Genomic DNA, 17,728 nt, shown 5'->3' on the forward strand with positions numbered 1-17,728 from the left:
ACCTCCGTGAATCCCACTCCCGCCCCCGATGCGCACGAGCCCGACGGCCCTGCCACCGCCCACCGCGGCCCGCTGGTGGCCGAGCCGACGACGGTGCCGCGCCAGAAGGCCGGGATCCACGGCGAACGACTGACCGCCCACGACGAATCCGACCCGCTCGACGCCCCCGACGCCGGTGCCGCGGCCGAAGCCGCCGCCGTCGAGAACCTGTTGCGCTGCTGGGTGCGGGAGAACGACCTCGCCGCGCCCGACGGCATGGTCCTGCGCATCCCGCTCCCCGCGAGCGGCACCGCCCTGCTGGTGCCCGTGCCGTACTGGTCGGCCACCGGCTGGCACCGCTTCGGCCGGCCCGCCCTGCACGGCGCCCGCGCCGACGCCCCGCCCGCCGACGCCGTCACCGTCGCCGCCCTGCTCGGCCGCGAGGCAGGCCAGAGCGAGGGCGCCGACCTGGTGGGCCGCGTCGCCGACTCCGTACGCCGCACGGCGTGCTTCATCGCCGACCGGCGCACCCGCCCCGGTCCCCGGGAGACAGCCGACCTGTTCCTCACGGCCGAACAGTCCCTCCTCCTCGGCCACCCGCTGCACCCCACCCCGAAGAGCCGCGAAGGCCTCTCCGAGACGGAAGTACAGTGCTACTCGCCCGAGTTGTACGGCTCCTTCCGGCTGCACTGGATGGCCGTCGATCCCTCGGTGCTGGCCTGCGACTCGGCGTGGACGGAGGGCGGCCGCACCGTGAGCGCCGCCGACCTCACGCGGCGGCTCGCCGGACCCGGCCTCCAACTCCCGCCCGGCACCGTCCCGTTGCCCCTGCATCCCTGGCAGGCCCGCGACGTCGCCCAGCGCCCCGCCGTCGCCGCCCTCCTCGACGCCGGGCTCCTGCACGACCTGGGCGCCCACGGCGACCACTGGTACCCCACGTCGTCCGTCCGCACGGTGCACCGCCCCGGCGCCGACGCCATGCTCAAACTGTCGCTCGGCGTACGCATCACCAACTCCCGTCGAGAGAACCTCCGCAAAGAACTCCACCGGGGCGTGGAGGTCCACCGCCTGCTGCGGGCCGGGCTCGGCGAGGAATGGGGCACCGCCCACCCCTGCTTCGACATCGTCCGCGACCCCGCCTGGCTCGCCGTCGACACCCCTGACGGCGCACCCCTGCCGGGGCTCGACGCCGTGGTCCGCCACAACCCCTTCACCCACAGCGACGACGCGGTCTGCATCGCCGCGCTCACCGCGCCGCGCCCCATGCCGGGCCGCACGGGCATGCACTCGCGCCTCGCCGACGTGGTGGGCGGGCTCGCCGCCCGCACCGGCCGGCCCACCACGGCCGTCGGCGCCGAGTGGTTCCTGCGCTACCTCGACCAGGTCGTACGCCCACTGCTCTGGCTGGACGGCACGGCGGGCATCGCCCTCGAAGCCCATCAGCAGAACACGCTGGTCCTGCTCGACCCCAACGGCTGGCCCGTGGGCGGCCGTTACCGCGACAACCAGGGCTACTACTTCCGCGAGTCGCACCGCGACGCCCTTGAGCGACGGCTGCCGGGCATCGGCGCCGTGAGCGACACCTTCGTGCCGGACGCCGTCACCGACGAGCGCTTCGCCTACTACCTCGGCATCAACAACGTCCTCGGTCTCATCGGCGCGTTCGGAGCCCAGCACCTCGCCGACGAACGCGTCCTGCTGGCCGCGCTGCGCCAGTTCCTCGCCAAGGCCACCGGTCTCGGCTCGCCCCTGCCCGAGCACCTGCTCAACAGCCCGACCCTGCGTTGCAAGGCCAACCTCCTCACCCGGCTGCACGGCCTCGACGAACTCGTCGGCCCGGTCGACACCCAGTCCGTCTACGTCACCATCACCAACCCCCTTCACACCAACGGCACGTGATCCGTACGAACTGCTGAGAGGAGCGTCGCCGTGCCTCCCACCGATGCGAGCACCGACGCCGGCACCGGCCCGGCCCCCCGGCCGGAGACGGCGGCCGAGGACACCCTGGACCTGCACCTGCCCGATGAACTGGTCACCCTCTTCGACCAGAGCCTCCCCGGACCCGGCGGGTCTGCCGGGCCTGAGCGCCCAGGCAGCGCCGGCGGCCCCGGCGGTGCGGGCGAGCCGGCCGGTTCGGGCGGTGGTCCCGGCGGTTCGGGCGGTCCCGGTGGGCCGGGCGGGCCGCGTGGTTCGGCCGGTTCGGGCGGTCCCGCTTCGGCGGGGCCCGGCACCCGGAGCCCGGACCGGTCCGTCGAGGCCCCGGGGCCCGGGTCCGGCGGCCTCACGCCGAGCGGCGCACTCGGCGGGCCCACCCCGGCAGGTGTGCCCGCGACCGGGCCGGACGGCGGCCCCGCCCGTCCCGGATCCGCCGCCCTCACCGGGCAGGTGACGGCGCCCCCCGCGCCGGCCCCGGCTCCGGGCGCACCGACCGGCTCGGGTGACGGCGCCCCGCGGTCCACCGCCACCGGCCGGCTGCCGGGACGGGCGCCCCTACCGGGGCCGACGCCGCCGGGGCCGGGCGGCGCCACCCGGCTCGCCCGCCCCGCCGCCGAGGACCTGCTCGACACCCCGGGCGACTGGGCGCCGGCCACGACCCCGCTCGGGCCGTTCCACCTCGTCCCCGTACGCCTCGAACGCGACCTCCCCCTCCTGACCCAGTGGATGAACGACCCCGCCGTGGCCGCCTTCTGGGAGCTGGCGGGACCCGATTCCGTCACCGCCGCCCACCTGTGCGACCAACTCGACGGCGACGGCCGGAGCGTGCCCTGCCTGGGCGTCCTCGGTGGAACCCCCATGAGCTACTGGGAGCTCTACCGAGCCGATCTCGACCCCCTGGCCCGCCACTATCCGGCCCGTCCCCACGACACCGGCATCCATCTGCTCGTCGGCGGCGTCGCCGACCGGGGCCGCCGCGTCGGGACCACCCTGCTCAGGGCCGTCGCCGACCTCGTCCTCGACAACCGTCCGCACTGCACCCGTGTGATCGCCGAACCCGATCTGCGCAACACCCCCTCCATCGCCGCGTTCCTCAGCGCCGGCTTCCGTTTCCACGCGGAGGTCGACCTTCCCGACAAGCGCGCCGCCCTCATGGTCCGCGACCGCGCGCTCAGGAACCTGCTGTGAACGCCCCGCCGCTCCGCATACACACCCAGCCCCGAATCGGTCCCACCCCGAGGAGTCTCCGTGCCGAACCCTCCTTCCCCCCATGACTCCCGCGGCCTCCTCGACCCCGAACCCCCGCCCGGACTGCTGGCCCCGCCCGAGCTGAACCCCGAGGCCTGGGACCGCGCGGGACGCCTCCTCCTCGCCAAGATGATCGGTGCCTTCGCGTACGAGGAAATCGTGCGACCAACCGTAGGGCCCGCCACTGACAATGCCGGTCCGGACGAGAAAGCCGCAGGTCAGTACGGGTTCACGCTGGACGACGGCAGCACGCTGACCTTCGCCGCGCGACGCGGCGCGTACGGCGGCTGGCAGGTCGACCCCGACTCCGTGCGACGGATCGAGCGGCCGGCGGCGGACACGCCGCAGAGCGCGGCGGGAAGCGCCGAGAGCCCCGCCGAGCAGCCCGCGGGGCGGTCGGCCGGGCAGCCCCCCGAGGCCCCCGCCGACAGCGCCGAGCCGCCCACCGGCCCCCGCCCGGCACGCGCCGAGCCGCCCGCCGGCCCCGGCCCCGCGCCCACCGTGCGGCCCGATGGCCAGGGCCCCGCAGGCCGCCCGTCCGCCGTCCCCGGGGGCCAGGCCCTCGCGGACCCCCTGCGCTTCCTCGCGCTGGCCCGCCGGACGCTCGGCGTCGACGGGGCCACCTTCGGCCACCTCGTACGGGAACTCTCCGCCACCCTCGCCGCCGACACCCGCCTGCACACCACCGCGCTGCCCGCGGCCCAGCTCGCCGACCTCGGCTACGCGGAACTGGAGGGCCACCAGAGCGGGCACCCCTGGCTCGTACTCAACAAGGGACGGCTCGGCTTCTCCGCCGACGACGCCGCACGGTGGAGTCCGGAGGCCCGCACTCCGGCCAGGCTGCCGTGGATCGCGGTCCGCACGGACCTGGCCGGCTACCGCGGCACCGAGGCGCTGGCCACGCCGGACCGCCTCTACGACCGGGAGCTCGACGCGTCGGTCCGCGCCTCGTTCGCCGCCGCGCTGCGCGCCCGAGGACTCGACCCGGCCCGCTACCTCTACCTGCCGGTCCACCCCTGGCAGTGGACGGAGATGATCCTTCCGCTCTTCGCCCCCGCGGTCGCCGACCACGCCATCGTGCCGCTCCCCACCGACGGCGACGTGCGCCTTCCCCAGCAGTCCATCCGCACCTTCCTCAACCTGTCGCGTCCCGAGCGCCACACCGTGAAGCTCCCGCTGTCCATCCTCAACACCCTGGTGTGGCGGGGCCTGCCGACCGAGCGCACCGTCGCCGCGCCCGCGGTCACGGCCTGGGTGCAGGGCCTGTGCGACCGGGACGCCTTCCTGCGCGACGACTGCCGGGTGATCCTGCTCGGCGAGGTCGCCTCCGTCGCCGTCGAGCACCCCATCTACGACCGCACCGGCGAAGTCCCTTACCAGTACAAGGAGTTGCTCGGTGCGATCTGGCGCGAGCCGCTGCCGCCGAGGCTCGCGGCGGGAGAGCGCGCCCGCACCCTCGCCGCGCTGCTCCACACGGATCCCCAGGGGCGCGCCTTCACGGCCGAACTCGTCGCCCGCTCGGGACTCGCGCCCCAGGTGTGGCTGCGCCGCCTGTTCGGCGCCATACTGCCGCCGCTGCTGCGCTTCCTCTACCGCTACGGAACCGTCTTCTCGCCGCACGGAGAGAACGCCATCGTCGTCTTCGACGACCAGGACGTCCCCGTCCGCCTGGCGATCAAGGACTTCGTCGACGACATCAACGTCAGCGCCGAGCACCTGCCGGAACACGACTCGATGCCCGACGACGTACGGAGGATCCTGCTCGCCGAGGCGCCCGACTTCCTCACCCAGTTCATTCATTCGGGGCTCTTCGTGGGTGTCTTCCGGTTCCTCGCGCCGCTGTGCGAGGACCAACTGGGCGTCGCCGAGGCGGACTTCTGGGCGCTGGTGCGCGAGGAGATCCTGCGCTACCAGGCACGCTTCCCCGACGACAAGGAGCGCTACGAGACGTTCGACCTGCTCACGCCCCGGATCGACCGGCTCTGTCTGAACCGGAACCGGCTGCACACCGACGGCTACCGGGACCGCTCCGAGCGGCCGCACGCCACCGTGTACGGAACGGTGGCGAACCCCCTGGCCCAGGCGGAGTGATCCGATTGTCAGTGGCGAGCCTTAGGCTGGTCCGGCTATGACAAAGCCTTCACTCCCCGAGCTCCTGCACGCCGCCGTCACCGCCGTCGGCGGTGTGGAGCGGCCTGGCCAGGTCGCCATGGCCACCGCCGTCGCCGAGGCCGTGGACGACGCCTCCCACCTGCTGGTCCAGGCCGGAACGGGCACCGGAAAGTCCCTCGGCTACCTGGTGCCGGCGCTCGCGGACGGGGAGCGTGTCGTGATCGCGACCGCCACGCTGGCCCTCCAGCGCCAGCTGGTGGAGCGCGATCTGCCGCGCACCGTGGACGCGCTGCATCCGCTGCTGCGGCGCCGTCCGCAGTTCGCCATGTTGAAGGGCCGCTCGAACTATCTGTGTCTGCACCGCCTCCACGAGGGCGCGCCGCAGGACGAGGACGAGGGGCTCTTCGACCAGTTCGAGTCGGCCGCGCCCACCAGCAAGCTCGGCCAGGACCTCCTGCGCATGCGGGACTGGGCGGACGAGACGGAGACCGGCGATCGTGACGCGCTGACCCCGGGCGTCTCGGACAAGGCCTGGGGCCAGGTCTCGGTGTCCTCGCGGGAGTGCCTGGGCGCCACGAAGTGCGCGTACGGCGCGGAGTGCTTCGCGGAGATGGCGCGTGAGCGCGCCAAGCTCTCCGATGTGGTCGTCACCAATCACGCGCTGCTCGCCATCGACGCCATCGAGGGCGCGCCGGTGCTCCCGCAGCACGAGGTGCTGATCGTCGACGAGGCCCACGAGCTGGTCTCCCGGGTGACCGGTGTCGCCACCGGCGAGCTCACTCCGGGCCAGGTCAACCGGGCGGTGCGGCGCAGCGCGAAGCTCGTCAACGAGAAGGTCGCCGACCAGCTCCAGACCGCGTCCGAGGGGTTCGAGCGGGTCATGGAGCTGGCGCTGCCGGGCCGCCTCGAAGAGGTCCCCGAGGATCTCGGCTACGCCCTGATGGCGCTGCGCGACGCGGCCCGTGAGGTGATCTCGGCGCTCGGTTCGACCCGCGACAAGTCCGTCCAGGACGAGGACGCGGTGCGCAAGCAGGCCCTCGCCATGCTGGAGACGGTGCACGGCGTGGCGGAGCGCATCACCAACGGCTCCGAGTGGGACGTCGTCTGGTACGAGCGGCACGACCGCTTCGGCGCCTCGGTGCGGGTCGCTCCGCTCTCGGTGTCGGGGCTGCTCAGGGAGAAGCTGTTCGCGGACCGCTCGGTCGTGCTGACCTCCGCCACCCTGAAGCTGGGCGGCGACTTCAACGGGGTGGGCGCCTCGCTCGGTCTCTCCGCCGAGGGCACCGGCGGAGAGGACGTGCCGCAGTGGAAGGGCCTCGACGTCGGCTCCCCGTTCGACTACCCCAAGCAGGGCATCCTGTACGTCGCGAAGCACCTGGCGACGCCCGGCCGGGAGGGTTCGCGCGGCGACATGATGGACGAGCTGGCAGAGCTGGTGGAGGCGGCCGGGGGCCGCACCCTCGGCCTGTTCTCCTCGATGCGGGCCGCCCAGGCGGCGGCCGAGGAGCTGCGCGGCCGGCTCGACAACCCGATCCTGCTCCAGGGCGAGGAGACGCTGGGCGAGCTGATCAAGACGTTCGCGGCCGACCCCAAGACGTGTCTGTTCGGCACCCTGTCGCTGTGGCAGGGCGTCGATGTGCCGGGGCCGAGCTGTCAGCTGGTGGTCATGGACCGCATCCCGTTCCCGCGCCCCGACGACCCGCTGATGAGCGCCCGCCAGAAGGCGGTGGAGGAGGGCGGCGGCAACGGCTTCATGGCCGTCGCGGCCACGCATGCGGCGCTCCTGATGGCGCAGGGCGCGGGCCGCCTCGTACGGGCGACGGGCGACCGGGGTGTGGTCGCGGTGCTCGACCCGCGCCTCGCCAACGCCCGGTACGGCAGCTATCTGCGGGCCTCGCTGCCCGACTTCTGGTACACCACCGACCGCAACCAGGCGCGTCGCTCGCTCGCCGCCATCGACGCGGCGGCCACGGCGGACGGCAAGTAGGCCCCGGGCGAGGTGCGGGGCCCGAAGCGGGTCTTGGTTTTGAGTCTGAGAGGGCCCTGTCGCGGCACCCGGGGACAAAGCAGGGCCCCGGGACCGGCGCAGGAGGTCCCGGGGCCCGGTTCAGAACCGGCGGAGGGGTCAGACCCGCCGGAGCACCGCCACTACCTTGCCCAGGATGGTCGCGTCGTCGCCGGGAATCGGCTGGTAGGCGGCGTTGTGCGGGAGCAGCCAGATGTGGTTGTCCTCGCGCTTGAAGCGCTTCACCGTGGCCTCGCCGTCGAGCATCGCGGCGACGATGTCGCCGTTCTCGGCGACGGGCTGGCGGCGGACGGTGACCCAGTCGCCGTCGCAGATGGCGGCTTCGATCATCGAGTCGCCGACGACCTTCAGGACGAACAGCTCGCCGTCGCCGACCAGCTGGCGGGGGAGGGGGAACACGTCCTCCACCGACTCCTCGGCGAGGATCGGGCCACCGGCGGCGATCCGGCCGACCAGCGGCACATAGGAGGCGGCCGGCTTGCCGGCGGTGTCGGTGGGCTGGCTGCTCGGCTGGTCGGAACCGCGGACCTCGTAGGCGCGCGGCCTGTGCGGGTCGCGGCGCAGGAAGCCCTTGCGCTCCAGGGCCATCAACTGATGGGCGACGGACGAGGTGCTGGAGAGGCCGACGGCCTGGCCGATCTCCCGCATCGACGGCGGGTAGCCACGCCGCTGCACGGAGTCCCGGATCACTTCGATGACTCGCCGCTGCCGGTCCGTGAGGCCGGAGCTGTCCGCCCTGATGCCTGGAGGTCGGCCGGGCAGGGAGCGGGCCGGACGCGCGGCGTCCCCTCCCTGGTTCGTGACTGCGTCATTCATGGCATGCACCGGCTCAAGTCGGGTCTGGGAGCGGTCCTGGGCAGTGATGGTGGCACTGTCTGCGGTCGTGGTCACGTCGGCGGCCCCTCTCGAATGTGGTCTCCCTAGGCTGGACAACGGTAGTGGCTTTCGAAAGGTTGCGCCAAACACACGTTCGAGTGAAAAATCGCAGAAGGTGCTACATGGGCCCTGGGTGTGGGTGTATGTGCGAGCCCCGACCGGAGGCCCGTCGAACGGCAATTCGGTTCATTACGGTAGCCTTCACCGCCGGGGCGAGCGCCGGGCGACCCCCCTTCGGGGACCTTTCGGGGCCTCTGCCGCGCGTCGCGCGCGGCGGTGGTGCACCGGCGCACAGTCTGTCATCCGGCACCCCGCGATCCAGCGCTGCGACGCGCTTCCCGTACCCTCGTGGGCGGCCGGAAATCGTCGGCCGGGGCGCCGGGTTTCCGCGACACGCGGGAGCGCTGGATAAGTGGCGAAACCGTAGATCTACTAGATCTAGTGGTTGGATTGGTGCAGCCGCCCAGAAGTTGTGGTCCGTGGTCCTTCAAGACCCTGGCCATCGCCTATGCTTGTGGTCGCTTCACGGGGCCGGTTCCGGGCCCGCCGAGGCTATTCAGTCGTGCTGTGAAGGAGGCTTGGGAACCATGCACTGCCCCTTCTGCAGGCACCCCGACAGCCGTGTCGTCGACAGTCGTACGACCGACGACGGCACGTCGATCCGCCGGCGCCGTCAGTGCCCCGACTGCTCCCGTCGCTTCACGACGGTGGAGACGGCCTCGCTGATGGTCATCAAGCGGTCGGGCGTGACCGAGCCCTTCAGCCGCACCAAGGTCATCTCCGGCGTCCGCAAGGCATGCCAGGGGCGGCCCGTCACCGAGGACGCCCTCGCCAAGCTCGGCCAGCGGGTCGAAGAGGCGGTGCGCGCCACCGGCAGCGCCGAGCTGACCACCCACGACGTGGGCCTTGCCATACTCGGCCCCCTGCAGGAGCTCGACCTCGTCGCGTACCTGCGCTTCGCGTCCGTATACCGGGCTTTCGACAGCCTCGAAGACTTCGAGGCCGCCATCGTGGAACTCCGCGAGCAGCGGCCTCCCAGGGATCCATCAGACGAGTGCGTGGCCGGCGTGACCCCCGAGGTCCCCGTGCCCGCCACCGCTGCCGACTGACCGAGGGGCCCCAGCGGGCCCGCGGTCGCCGATCGGCGGCATCCAGGACCTGCCAGGGGTGCGCTTCTGCTGCGCCCGTGGCACCAGACAAACACCGTGCTCTGGGAACATTCAGGCACTTTTGGGCGTTTTTGCCCGCGTATGGGAGGCGGCAATGACAGAGACGGCGAGCGGCCCGGCACGAGGCTCCCGAGCCAAGGGATCCAAGGCCACCAAGGGGCTGCGCATCGAGCGCATCCACACCACCCCCGGCGTGCATCCGTACGACGAGGTGTCCTGGGAGCGCCGTGACGTCGTCATGACCAACTGGCGCGACGGCTCGGTCAACTTCGAGCAGCGTGGCGTCGAGTTCCCCGACTTCTGGTCGGTGAACGCGGTCAACATCGTCACCAGCAAGTACTTCCGCGGGGCCGTCGGCACCCCGCAGCGCGAGACCGGTCTGAAGCAGCTCATCGACCGGATCGTCAAGACCTACCGCAAGGCCGGCGAGGACTACGACTACTTCGCCTCGCCCGCCGACGCCGAGATCTTCGAGCACGAGCTGGCGTACGCGCTCCTGCACCAGGTCTTCAGCTTCAACTCGCCGGTGTGGTTCAACGTCGGCACGCCCCAGCCGCAGCAGGTCTCGGCCTGCTTCATCCTGGCCGTCGACGACTCCATGGAGTCGATCCTCGACTGGTACAAGGAAGAGGGCATGATCTTCAAGGGCGGCTCCGGCGCCGGCCTGAACCTCTCCCGCATCCGCTCCTCCAAGGAGCTGCTCTCCTCCGGCGGCAACGCCTCGGGCCCCGTCTCCTTCATGCGCGGCGCCGACGCCTCGGCCGGAACCATCAAGTCGGGCGGCGCCACCCGCCGCGCCGCCAAGATGGTCATCCTCGACGTCGACCACCCCGACATCGAGAACTTCATCGAGACCAAGGTGAAGGAGGAGGAGAAGATCCGCGCGCTGCGCGACGCGGGCTTCGACATGGACCTGGGCGGCGACGACATTACGTCCGTCCAGTACCAGAACGCCAACAACTCGGTCCGCGTGAACGACGAGTTCATGAAGGCCGTCGAGACCGGCGGCAAGTTCGGCCTGCGCGCCCGCATGACCGGTGACGTCATCGAAGAGGTCGACGCCAAGTCCCTCTTCCGCAAGATGGCCGAGGCGGCCTGGGCCTGCGCCGACCCGGGCATCCAGTACGACGACACCATCAACCACTGGCACACCTGCCCCGAGTCCGGCCGCATCAACGGCTCGAACCCGTGCAGCGAGTACATGCACCTGGACAACACGTCCTGCAACCTCGCGTCCCTGAACCTGATGAAGTTCCTCAAGGACGACGGCCTGGGCCACCAGTCCTTCGAGGTCGAGCGCTTCGCCAAGGTCGTCGAGCTGGTCATCACCGCGATGGACATCTCCATCTGCTTCGCGGACTTCCCGACGCAGAAGATCGGCGAGAACACCCGCGCCTACCGCCAGCTCGGCATCGGCTACGCCAACCTCGGCGCCCTCCTGATGGCGACGGGCCACGCGTACGACTCCGACGGCGGCCGCGCGCTCGCCGGGGCCATCACCTCGCTGATGACCGGCACCTCCTACAAGCGCTCCGCCGAGCTCGCCGCGGTCGTCGGCGCGTACGACGGTTACGCCCGCAACGCCGAGCCGCACCAGCGCGTCATGAAGCAGCACGCCGACGCCAACGCCACGGCCGTCCACGTGGACGACCTGGACAACCCGATCTGGGCCGCCGCAACGGAGGCCTGGCAGGACGTGATCCGGCTCGGCGCGAAGAACGGCTTCCGCAACGCGCAGGCCTCGGTCATCGCGCCCACCGGCACCATCGGTCTCGCCATGTCGTGCGACACCACCGGCCTCGAGCCCGACCTCGCCCTGGTCAAGTTCAAGAAGCTGGTCGGCGGCGGCTCGATGCAGATCGTCAACGGCACCGTGCCGCAGGCGCTGCGCCGTCTCGGCTACCAGGAGGAGGCGATCGAGGCGATCGTCGCCCACATCGCCGAGAACGGGAACGTCATCGACGCCCCGGGCCTGAAGACCGAGCACTACGAGGTCTTCGACTGCGCCATGGGTGAGCGCTCCATCTCCGCGATGGGCCACGTCCGCATGATGGCGGCCATCCAGCCGTGGATCTCGGGCGCTCTGTCCAAGACGGTCAACCTGCCCGAGACCGCCACGGTCGAGGACGTCGAAGAGGTCTACTTCGAGGCGTGGAAGATGGGCGTCAAGGCGCTCGCCATCTACCGCGACAACTGCAAGGTCGGCCAGCCCCTCTCCGCCAAGACCAAGGAGAAGGAGAAGGAGGCGGTCACCGCCAAGGCCGAGGAGACCATCCGTACCGCGGTCGAGAAGGTCGTCGAGTACCGCCCGGTCCGCAAGCGCCTGCCCAAGGGCCGCCCGGGGATCACCACCTCGTTCACGGTCGGTGGCGCCGAGGGTTACATGACCGCCAACTCCTACCCGGACGACGGTCTGGGCGAGGTCTTCCTGAAGATGTCCAAGCAGGGCTCGACCCTCGCGGGCATGATGGACGCCTTCTCCATCGCCGTCTCGGTCGGCCTCCAGTACGGCGTGCCGCTGGAGACCTACGTCTCGAAGTTCACCAACATGCGCTTCGAGCCGGCCGGCATGACGGACGACCCGGACGTGCGGATGGCGCAGTCGATCGTCGACTACATCTTCCGCCGCCTGGCGCTCGACTTCCTGCCGTTCGAGACGCGCTCCGCGCTCGGCATCCACTCCGCCGAGGAGCGTCAGCGTCACCTGGACACCGGTTCGTACGAGCCGACCATGGAGGACGACGAGCTGGACGTGGAGAGCCTGGCCCAGTCGGCGCCGCGCCAGAGCGAGCCCCTGAAGGCCGTCGCCGCGCCGAAGCCGGCCGTCGTCGAGGCCCCCAAGGTCGCGCACAATTCGGCCGAGCTCGTCGAGATGCAGCTCGGCGTCAGCGCCGACGCACCGCTCTGCTTCTCCTGCGGTACGAAGATGCAGCGCGCCGGGTCCTGCTACATCTGCGAGGGCTGCGGCTCGACCAGCGGCTGCAGCTGACACCGGGCGGGCCGTGCGGAACAGCACCGTCCCGCACGGTCCGCGCGTGCGGCTGAACGGAGCGCACTGAGCCAGGAGAAGGGGACCGGCCTCGGCCGGTCCCCTTCTCGCTTTCAGGCCCTCGCTTTCAGGCCCCCACCTCTGTCCGGTTCCCGCTGTCAGGCGGGTGCCGCGCCCATAGCGGCGATGAAGGAATCCGGGTCAAGGGTGAATCCCCGGATGTCCTCATGGAACTCCCAGGCGCCCGACTCGCCCCGGACGAACTCCGCGACGGTGGCCGCCGTGGCGTCCGCGACCGTGGACAGGGCGTGGTGGGACAGTTCCGTATAGCCCTCGCGGATGCGCACGCCGGGGTTGGACACCTCGCCGAAGACCCGGGGCCCCGCCCCCTGCTGGATGACGACGCCGACCACCACGCGCGTGTGCTCCGCCGCCATGCGGGCGAACTCCAGGGTCATGACCTCGTCGTACCCGAGCCCCTGGCCGGTGCGGCTGTCGCGATCCAGGTGGATGGTTCCGTCGGGGGAGCGGCTGTCGAAGTACACCCGGTAGTCGGGCGGTCCGTACGGAGCGCTCGCCGAGTAGACGCCCGCGACCACGTCCAGGTCGTGCGCGGGCGAGCCGATGGGGCTCGGATCCCAGCGCAGTGCCACCTCGACCGTGCCGAGACCCTTGCTGATGCCGCTCATTCCAGACCCCTCCCCGAACCTGCCACCCCGCCTGGACCCATGCTGCCACGCTCCATGTCGCCTGCGGGCGGCGCCAGTTGGCCTCGCGGTGGCGATCGGTGATCATTGAGCACGGCGGGGCCGGAGGGGCTCCGGGTTCTCAGCGGGGGGAAAGCAGGATGTGGAACGGCCAAGACGTCGACCTGGACGCGTACTTCCGGCGGATCGGCTACGACGGTGACGCGTCACCCACGCTCGACACCCTGAGGGAGCTGCACCGGGCGCACGTGACGACGATCCCGTTCGAGAACCTGAACGCGGCCCTTGGCCGGCCCGTGCCGCTGGATGTCAAGAGCCTGATGGGGAAGCTCGTCGGACAGGCCCGCGGAGGCTACTGCTACGAGCAGAACTCGCTGTTCGCGGCCGTTCTGGAACGGCTGGGCTTCACCTTCGCCGCCCGTGGGGCGCGCGTGAGGAGGCGGGACGCTGCGTCGATCACGCCGGTGACCCACGCGCTGCTCATCGCGACCGTGGACGGTCAACCCTGGCTGTGCGACACGGGATTCGGGCACCAGGGGCCGCTGGAGCCGGTGCCACTGCGGGACGGCGCCGTCGTCGAACAGGGCGGATGGACCTACGGCATCGCATCCGATGGCGACGGGGCCCATGTGCTGCGCACGCGGCGGCCCGGGGGATGGACCGACCTCTATGCCTTCACGCCGGGGCCCCTCTACCCCGCCGACTTCACCGTGATGAACCACTACAGCTCCTCGCACCCCCAATCCCGTTTCGTGGGGCAGGTGGTGGTGCAGCGAGCCGCGCCCGGCGTGCGCCGAGCGCTGGTCAGGGACGAGTTCACCACCTCTCGTACGGACGGCACGATGGACTGGCGCAGCGTGTCCGCCGACGAGCTCGGACGGCTGTTGTCAGAGGCCTTCGATATCGTGATGGAGCAGGAGGATCTCGTACAACTGGGCGCCCTGGCGGGAGGGGTGAGGGGTGCGGTGCCCCGGGCTCGTGTTCGGTAGTGCACTGGCCTTCGGGCCGTGCGGCATATTGCTGGGAACGTACTCCGCCGGAGCATGACCGGGGCATGGTGGCGCGCCGTACGATGGCGCGGTGCTGGTGAAGTGGACTCGCTGCACCGTGGTGGACCGCCGCGGTTTCGAGCGGGGGCAGCGGAAGTGGGCGGGGTTACTGGGCGAGCCCGGTTTCCGTGGACAGGGCGGCGGCTGGAGCCGCAGACGGCCGGAGGTGGCCCATGTCTTCGGCTTCTGGGAGAGCCGTGCGTTCTACGACTCCTTCATGGCGCGGGCGCACGACCGGCTCGCCGCCTCCCAGGCGGGCACGTACAAGGACGTCGAGACGAAGCTCTTCGTGCACCGCTTCGATGTGAAGACCGGCTTCGAACCGGGCTTCACCGACGCCGACGTGGTGCGGGTCGCGCACTGCGCGGTCCATGCGGAGCGGGTCGACCATTTCGCGCTGATGCAGCAGCGCGTGTGGAACCCCGCCATGGCGGGATCGCCCGGCATGGTGCGCGGCGTGTTCGCAGAGGCGCCCGGCCATGAGTTCCTGGTGCTCTCGATGTGGCATTCGGCCGCCGAGCGAGGAAAGTACCGGGCCGACGGGCTGGAGCGGCTCTCGCTGCGGGCCGGGACCGAGACCGATGTCGCGGCCCTGAGCGGGGACGTCGTACGGCTCGACCAGGCCTGGACGGTCTGACCCGGCCGGCCGATCGTGGGATCTCAACCGGCTTGTCCCGGCGGCTGGTTGATGAAGCCGCCCGCCCTGGCGGCGGCGAGGGCGGCCGAGGCCGACTGGTCGGCGAGGCGGGTGCCCACGGGTTCGCGTGTGATGAACAGGCGCAGGAAAAGGGGGGCCGAAACGGCCCGCACCACGGCGCCCGCGTCGGTGCCGGCCGGCACTTCACCCCGCTCCACGCCGCGCCGCACGACCGCTTCGCCGCGCGCGAACCGCTCGGTGTAGAAGACGCGCAGCGCGTCCGCCGCGCGCGCCGACGTGAACGCCGCCGCGATGAGCGCGGTGGGACCGGCGCCCTCGGCGCCGCCGTCGGTGAACGACCGGGCCGTCTCGCGGGCCAGGGCGCGCAGATCGCCCTCCAGGCTCCCGGTGTCCGGCGGGCTCCAGTCCTCCTCGCCCGCGAGGTCGAGCGCGTCGGCGACAAGTCCCTCGAGCCCGCCCCAGCGCCGGTAGAGGGTCGTCTTGTGAACGCCCGAGTGCTCGGCCACGTACTCGACGGTGAGCCCCGGATAGCCCTGTTCGGACAGTCCGGTGAGCACGGCCTCGCGCACCGCGGCGCGGGTGCGCGCGGTGCGGCCGCCGGGGCGTCTGCTGCCGGGGGCGGCCGGGGGTGCAGGGGCCTTCGGCGGATCGGGGGGCCCCGGCGCGGGGGTGTCCTGAGGGTCCAGGTTCACATTCAATTGCGACTCCCGTTGCGTTAGTCGGTCCGAGTCTGCCACACTCGTCGTAACGCCACAGATGTTGCGTTACTAAGCCGGTGCGGGATGCCGCGCCGCCGACGGAACGGGAGACGCCCATGTCGCTCACACCCGCCCACCCCTTCCCGCGGTCCCTGGCGGACGCCCCGGAAAACGGGCTCGTGACCGGGATCGACCGCCGGGTGGATCCGGGCCTACGCCGGATGGAGGCCGCACATGCGCTCGACAGGGGCGCGGGCGATCTAGGGTTTGGTCATGGCAAGACCACGGCGCATCGTCCTCGTCCGGCATGGCGAGTCGGAGGGCAATGCCGACGACACCGTGTACGAGCGCGAGCCCGACCATGCGCTGAGGCTCACCGAGAACGGCCTGCGGCAGGCCGAGGCGACGGGGGAGCGGCTGCGTGCGCTGTTCGGCGAGGAGCGCGTCAGTGTGTACGTATCGCCGTACCGACGCACCCACGAGACGTTCCGGGCGTTCGGCCTCGCCCCCGAGCAGGTCCGCATCCGGGAGGAGCCGCGGCTGCGCGAGCAGGACTGGGGGAACTGGCAGGACAGGGACGATGTCAAACTGCAGAAGGCCTACCGGGACGCGTACGGCCACTTCTTCTACCGGTTCGCCCAGGGCGAGTCGGGAGCCGATGTGTACGACCGGGTCGGCGCCTTCCTGGAGAGCCTCTACCGCAGCTTCGAGGCACCGGACCACCCGCCCAACGTGCTGCTCGTGACGCACGGGCTCACCATGCGGCTGTTCTGCATGCGCTGGTTCCACTGGAGCGTGGCGGACTTCGAGTCGCTGTCCAACCCCGGAAACGCGGAGAGCAGAACCCTGCTCCTGGGCGCCGACGGGCGGTACTCGCTGGACCGGCCGTTCCAGCGCTGGCGCGCCCCCGAGCCGTACGGCATCACCGGATAGAGTGGCTGTGCGATGACCGCTGACTCCTCCCCCGAAGCATTCGACCCGCGCCTCGTCCGCGCGCTGAACAGCCTGCGCGGGCTGTCCGTCGGCGACGCACTGGGCTCCCAGTTCTTCGTCCCCGTCAACTATCCCCGCCTCAAGCGCCGGGAACTGCCCGAAGGCCCCTGGCAGTGGACCGACGACACCGAGATGGCCTGCTCGGTGCTGGCCGTGCTCGCCGCGCACGACCGCATGGACCAGGACGCGCTCGCGCAGTCCTTCGCCCGGCACCACGACTTCGACCGGGGCTACGGTCCCGCCGTGAACCGGATGCTGCGCCTCGTCCGAGAGGGCGGGGACTGGCGGGAGCTGGCCTCCGCGCTCTTCAACGGCCAGGGCTCCTGGGGCAACGGGTCAGCCATGCGGATCGGGCCGCTCGGCGCCTGGTACGCCGGCGACCCCGAACAGGCCACCCACCAGGCGGAGATCTCCTCGTACACGACGCACCAGCACCGAGAGGCGGTCGTGGGAGCCATGGCCGTCGCGGCGGCCGCGGCACTGGCCGCCGCGCCCGAGGGGCCGCCCGGACCGGGCGACCTCCTCGACGCGGTCATCGCGCTCGTGCCGCGCAGCGCCGTGGGGGCCGGGCTCCGGCGGGCGCGGGACATGCTCGACTACGACGACGCCGCGACGGTGGCCGCGGTGCTCGGCTCCGGTCGGCGCACCAGCGCGCACGACACCGTGCCGTTCGCCCTCTGGTCGGCGGCGCGCGGACTGGGCGACTACGAGAGGGCGTTCTGGACGACGGCCCAGGTGGGCGGCGACGTCGACACCACGTGCGCGATCGTGGGCGGCGTCATCGCCTCCGGCACGGCAGGAGCACCGCCCGCGGCCTGGCTGGAACACACGGAGCCCCTCCCGGACTGGATCCCGGCCGCCCCGACCGGCTGAGTCGCTGCCCGGCGAGGCCGGAGCCGGAGTCGAGGGCGGGACCGGGGCCGCACCCAGGGCGGGGTCCCGAGGGCGGGCTCCCGAGGCCGCACCGCCCGCTCGGCGTGGGGCGGGGTCGGGTGATGCGGGCCGATTGATGCTTTACGCGTGCGACGACAGTGCCATGGCCGACCGGTTCCAGCGGCTGTGGAGCACCGGGTCGTCGAGCCCGCGAGCGGGGTCTCCGTGAGAGGGGGCGGCGGGGAATGGGCGGTGTGCTGTGCGCCGGGGGTGGCATCGGCCGGCCGGTCTTCGACGGCGTTCCGGGGGCGTCCCGTGGAACGTAACCGGGGTTGACGGAGGTCTGCTCGCAGATGTGCGGGAGCGAATACGGCGACCGCGCGTCGTGGCGATGATCGGAGCCAACGGCCAGGGCG

At 71.7% G+C, this 17,728-nt stretch carries 13 protein-coding genes; 10 read left to right on the forward strand and 3 right to left on the reverse strand.

Features of this window, described 5'->3' with window-relative positions:
• Positions 1-6: 6 nt before the first annotated feature.
• The 4 genes from OOJ98_RS22785 (at position 7) to OOJ98_RS22800 (ending at position 7,261) form a co-directional block, all read left to right on the forward strand.
• A complete protein-coding gene (locus OOJ98_RS22785) occupies positions 7-1,878 on the forward strand; it encodes an IucA/IucC family siderophore biosynthesis protein (RefSeq protein ID WP_267056786.1) in 1,872 nt (623 codons plus the stop codon).
• A gap of 486 nt (positions 1,879-2,364) precedes the next feature.
• Positions 2,365-3,102 (forward strand): GNAT family N-acetyltransferase, encoded by a 738-nt coding sequence (locus OOJ98_RS22790; RefSeq protein WP_267057062.1) that lies wholly within the window; start codon positions 2,365-2,367, stop codon positions 3,100-3,102.
• Positions 3,103-3,162: 60 nt separating this feature from the next.
• Positions 3,163-5,253 (forward strand): IucA/IucC family siderophore biosynthesis protein, encoded by a 2,091-nt coding sequence (locus OOJ98_RS22795; protein WP_267056787.1) that lies wholly within the window; start codon positions 3,163-3,165, stop codon positions 5,251-5,253.
• A 37-nt stretch (positions 5,254-5,290) separates the two neighbouring features.
• Positions 5,291-7,261, forward strand: a complete 1,971-nt coding sequence (locus tag OOJ98_RS22800; RefSeq protein ID WP_267056788.1) for an ATP-dependent DNA helicase — start codon at positions 5,291-5,293, stop codon at positions 7,259-7,261.
• Positions 7,262-7,399: 138 nt separating this feature from the next.
• On the opposite strand, the gene lexA is transcribed toward OOJ98_RS22800, so the two are convergent.
• A complete protein-coding gene (gene lexA / locus OOJ98_RS22805; RefSeq protein ID WP_267056789.1) occupies positions 7,400-8,191 on the reverse strand; it encodes a transcriptional repressor LexA in 792 nt (263 codons plus the stop codon).
• A gap of 572 nt (positions 8,192-8,763) precedes the next feature.
• On the opposite strand from lexA, the gene nrdR reads away from it, so the two are divergent.
• Together nrdR and OOJ98_RS22815 are read left to right on the forward strand one after the other, a co-directional pair.
• A complete protein-coding gene (nrdR, locus tag OOJ98_RS22810; protein WP_267056790.1) occupies positions 8,764-9,285 on the forward strand; it encodes a transcriptional regulator NrdR in 522 nt (173 codons plus the stop codon).
• A 154-nt stretch (positions 9,286-9,439) separates the two neighbouring features.
• Positions 9,440-12,334, forward strand: a complete 2,895-nt coding sequence (locus OOJ98_RS22815; protein WP_267056791.1) for a vitamin B12-dependent ribonucleotide reductase — start codon at positions 9,440-9,442, stop codon at positions 12,332-12,334.
• Positions 12,335-12,492: 158 nt separating this feature from the next.
• Here the strand turns inward: OOJ98_RS22815 and OOJ98_RS22820 are convergent, their stop codons facing one another.
• Entirely contained in the window at positions 12,493-13,023 is a 531-nt protein-coding gene (locus OOJ98_RS22820) for a TerD family protein (RefSeq protein ID WP_267056792.1), read from the reverse strand.
• Between the two features lie 98 nt (positions 13,024-13,121).
• On the opposite strand from OOJ98_RS22820, the gene OOJ98_RS22825 reads away from it, so the two are divergent.
• Complete coding sequence (locus OOJ98_RS22825; protein WP_267056793.1) at positions 13,122-14,030, forward strand: arylamine N-acetyltransferase; 909 nt, start codon at positions 13,122-13,124, stop codon at positions 14,028-14,030.
• A gap of 91 nt (positions 14,031-14,121) precedes the next feature.
• Positions 14,122-14,727, forward strand: a complete 606-nt coding sequence (locus OOJ98_RS22830) for a YdbC family protein (RefSeq protein WP_267056794.1) — start codon at positions 14,122-14,124, stop codon at positions 14,725-14,727.
• A gap of 23 nt (positions 14,728-14,750) precedes the next feature.
• Here OOJ98_RS22830 and OOJ98_RS22835 read toward each other — a convergent pair whose 3' ends face one another.
• Complete coding sequence (locus OOJ98_RS22835; protein ID WP_267057063.1) at positions 14,751-15,440, reverse strand: TetR/AcrR family transcriptional regulator; 690 nt, start codon at positions 15,438-15,440, stop codon at positions 14,751-14,753.
• 279 nt (positions 15,441-15,719) lie between these two features.
• Here OOJ98_RS22835 and OOJ98_RS22840 point away from each other — a divergent pair, with 279 nt between their 5' ends.
• Positions 15,720-16,379: a histidine phosphatase family protein gene (locus OOJ98_RS22840; RefSeq protein WP_267056795.1), complete on the forward strand. Its 660-nt coding sequence runs from the start codon at positions 15,720-15,722 to the stop codon at positions 16,377-16,379.
• A 12-nt stretch (positions 16,380-16,391) separates the two neighbouring features.
• Entirely contained in the window at positions 16,392-17,312 is a 921-nt protein-coding gene (locus tag OOJ98_RS22845) for an ADP-ribosylglycohydrolase family protein (RefSeq protein WP_267056796.1), read from the forward strand.
• Positions 17,313-17,728: the final 416 nt, after the last annotated feature.

It is taken from the genome of Streptomyces sp. NBC_00083 (assembly GCF_026343295.1).
In the GTDB taxonomy this organism is placed as follows: Bacteria; Actinomycetota; Actinomycetes; order Streptomycetales; family Streptomycetaceae; genus Streptomyces.

Coding starts and splice junctions, on each gene's coding strand:
- OOJ98_RS22800 (WP_267056788.1), top strand. CDS start 5,291: ATGACAAAGCCTTCACTCCCCGAGCTCCTGCACGCCGCCGTCACCGCC.
- nrdR (WP_267056790.1), top strand. CDS start 8,764: ATGCACTGCCCCTTCTGCAGGCACCCCGACAGCCGTGTCGTCGACAGT.
- OOJ98_RS22815 (WP_267056791.1), top strand. CDS start 9,440: ATGACAGAGACGGCGAGCGGCCCGGCACGAGGCTCCCGAGCCAAGGGA.
- OOJ98_RS22820 (WP_267056792.1), bottom strand. CDS start 13,023: ATGAGCGGCATCAGCAAGGGTCTCGGCACGGTCGAGGTGGCACTGCGC.
- OOJ98_RS22840 (WP_267056795.1), top strand. CDS start 15,720: ATGGCAAGACCACGGCGCATCGTCCTCGTCCGGCATGGCGAGTCGGAG.
- OOJ98_RS22845 (WP_267056796.1), top strand. CDS start 16,392: ATGACCGCTGACTCCTCCCCCGAAGCATTCGACCCGCGCCTCGTCCGC.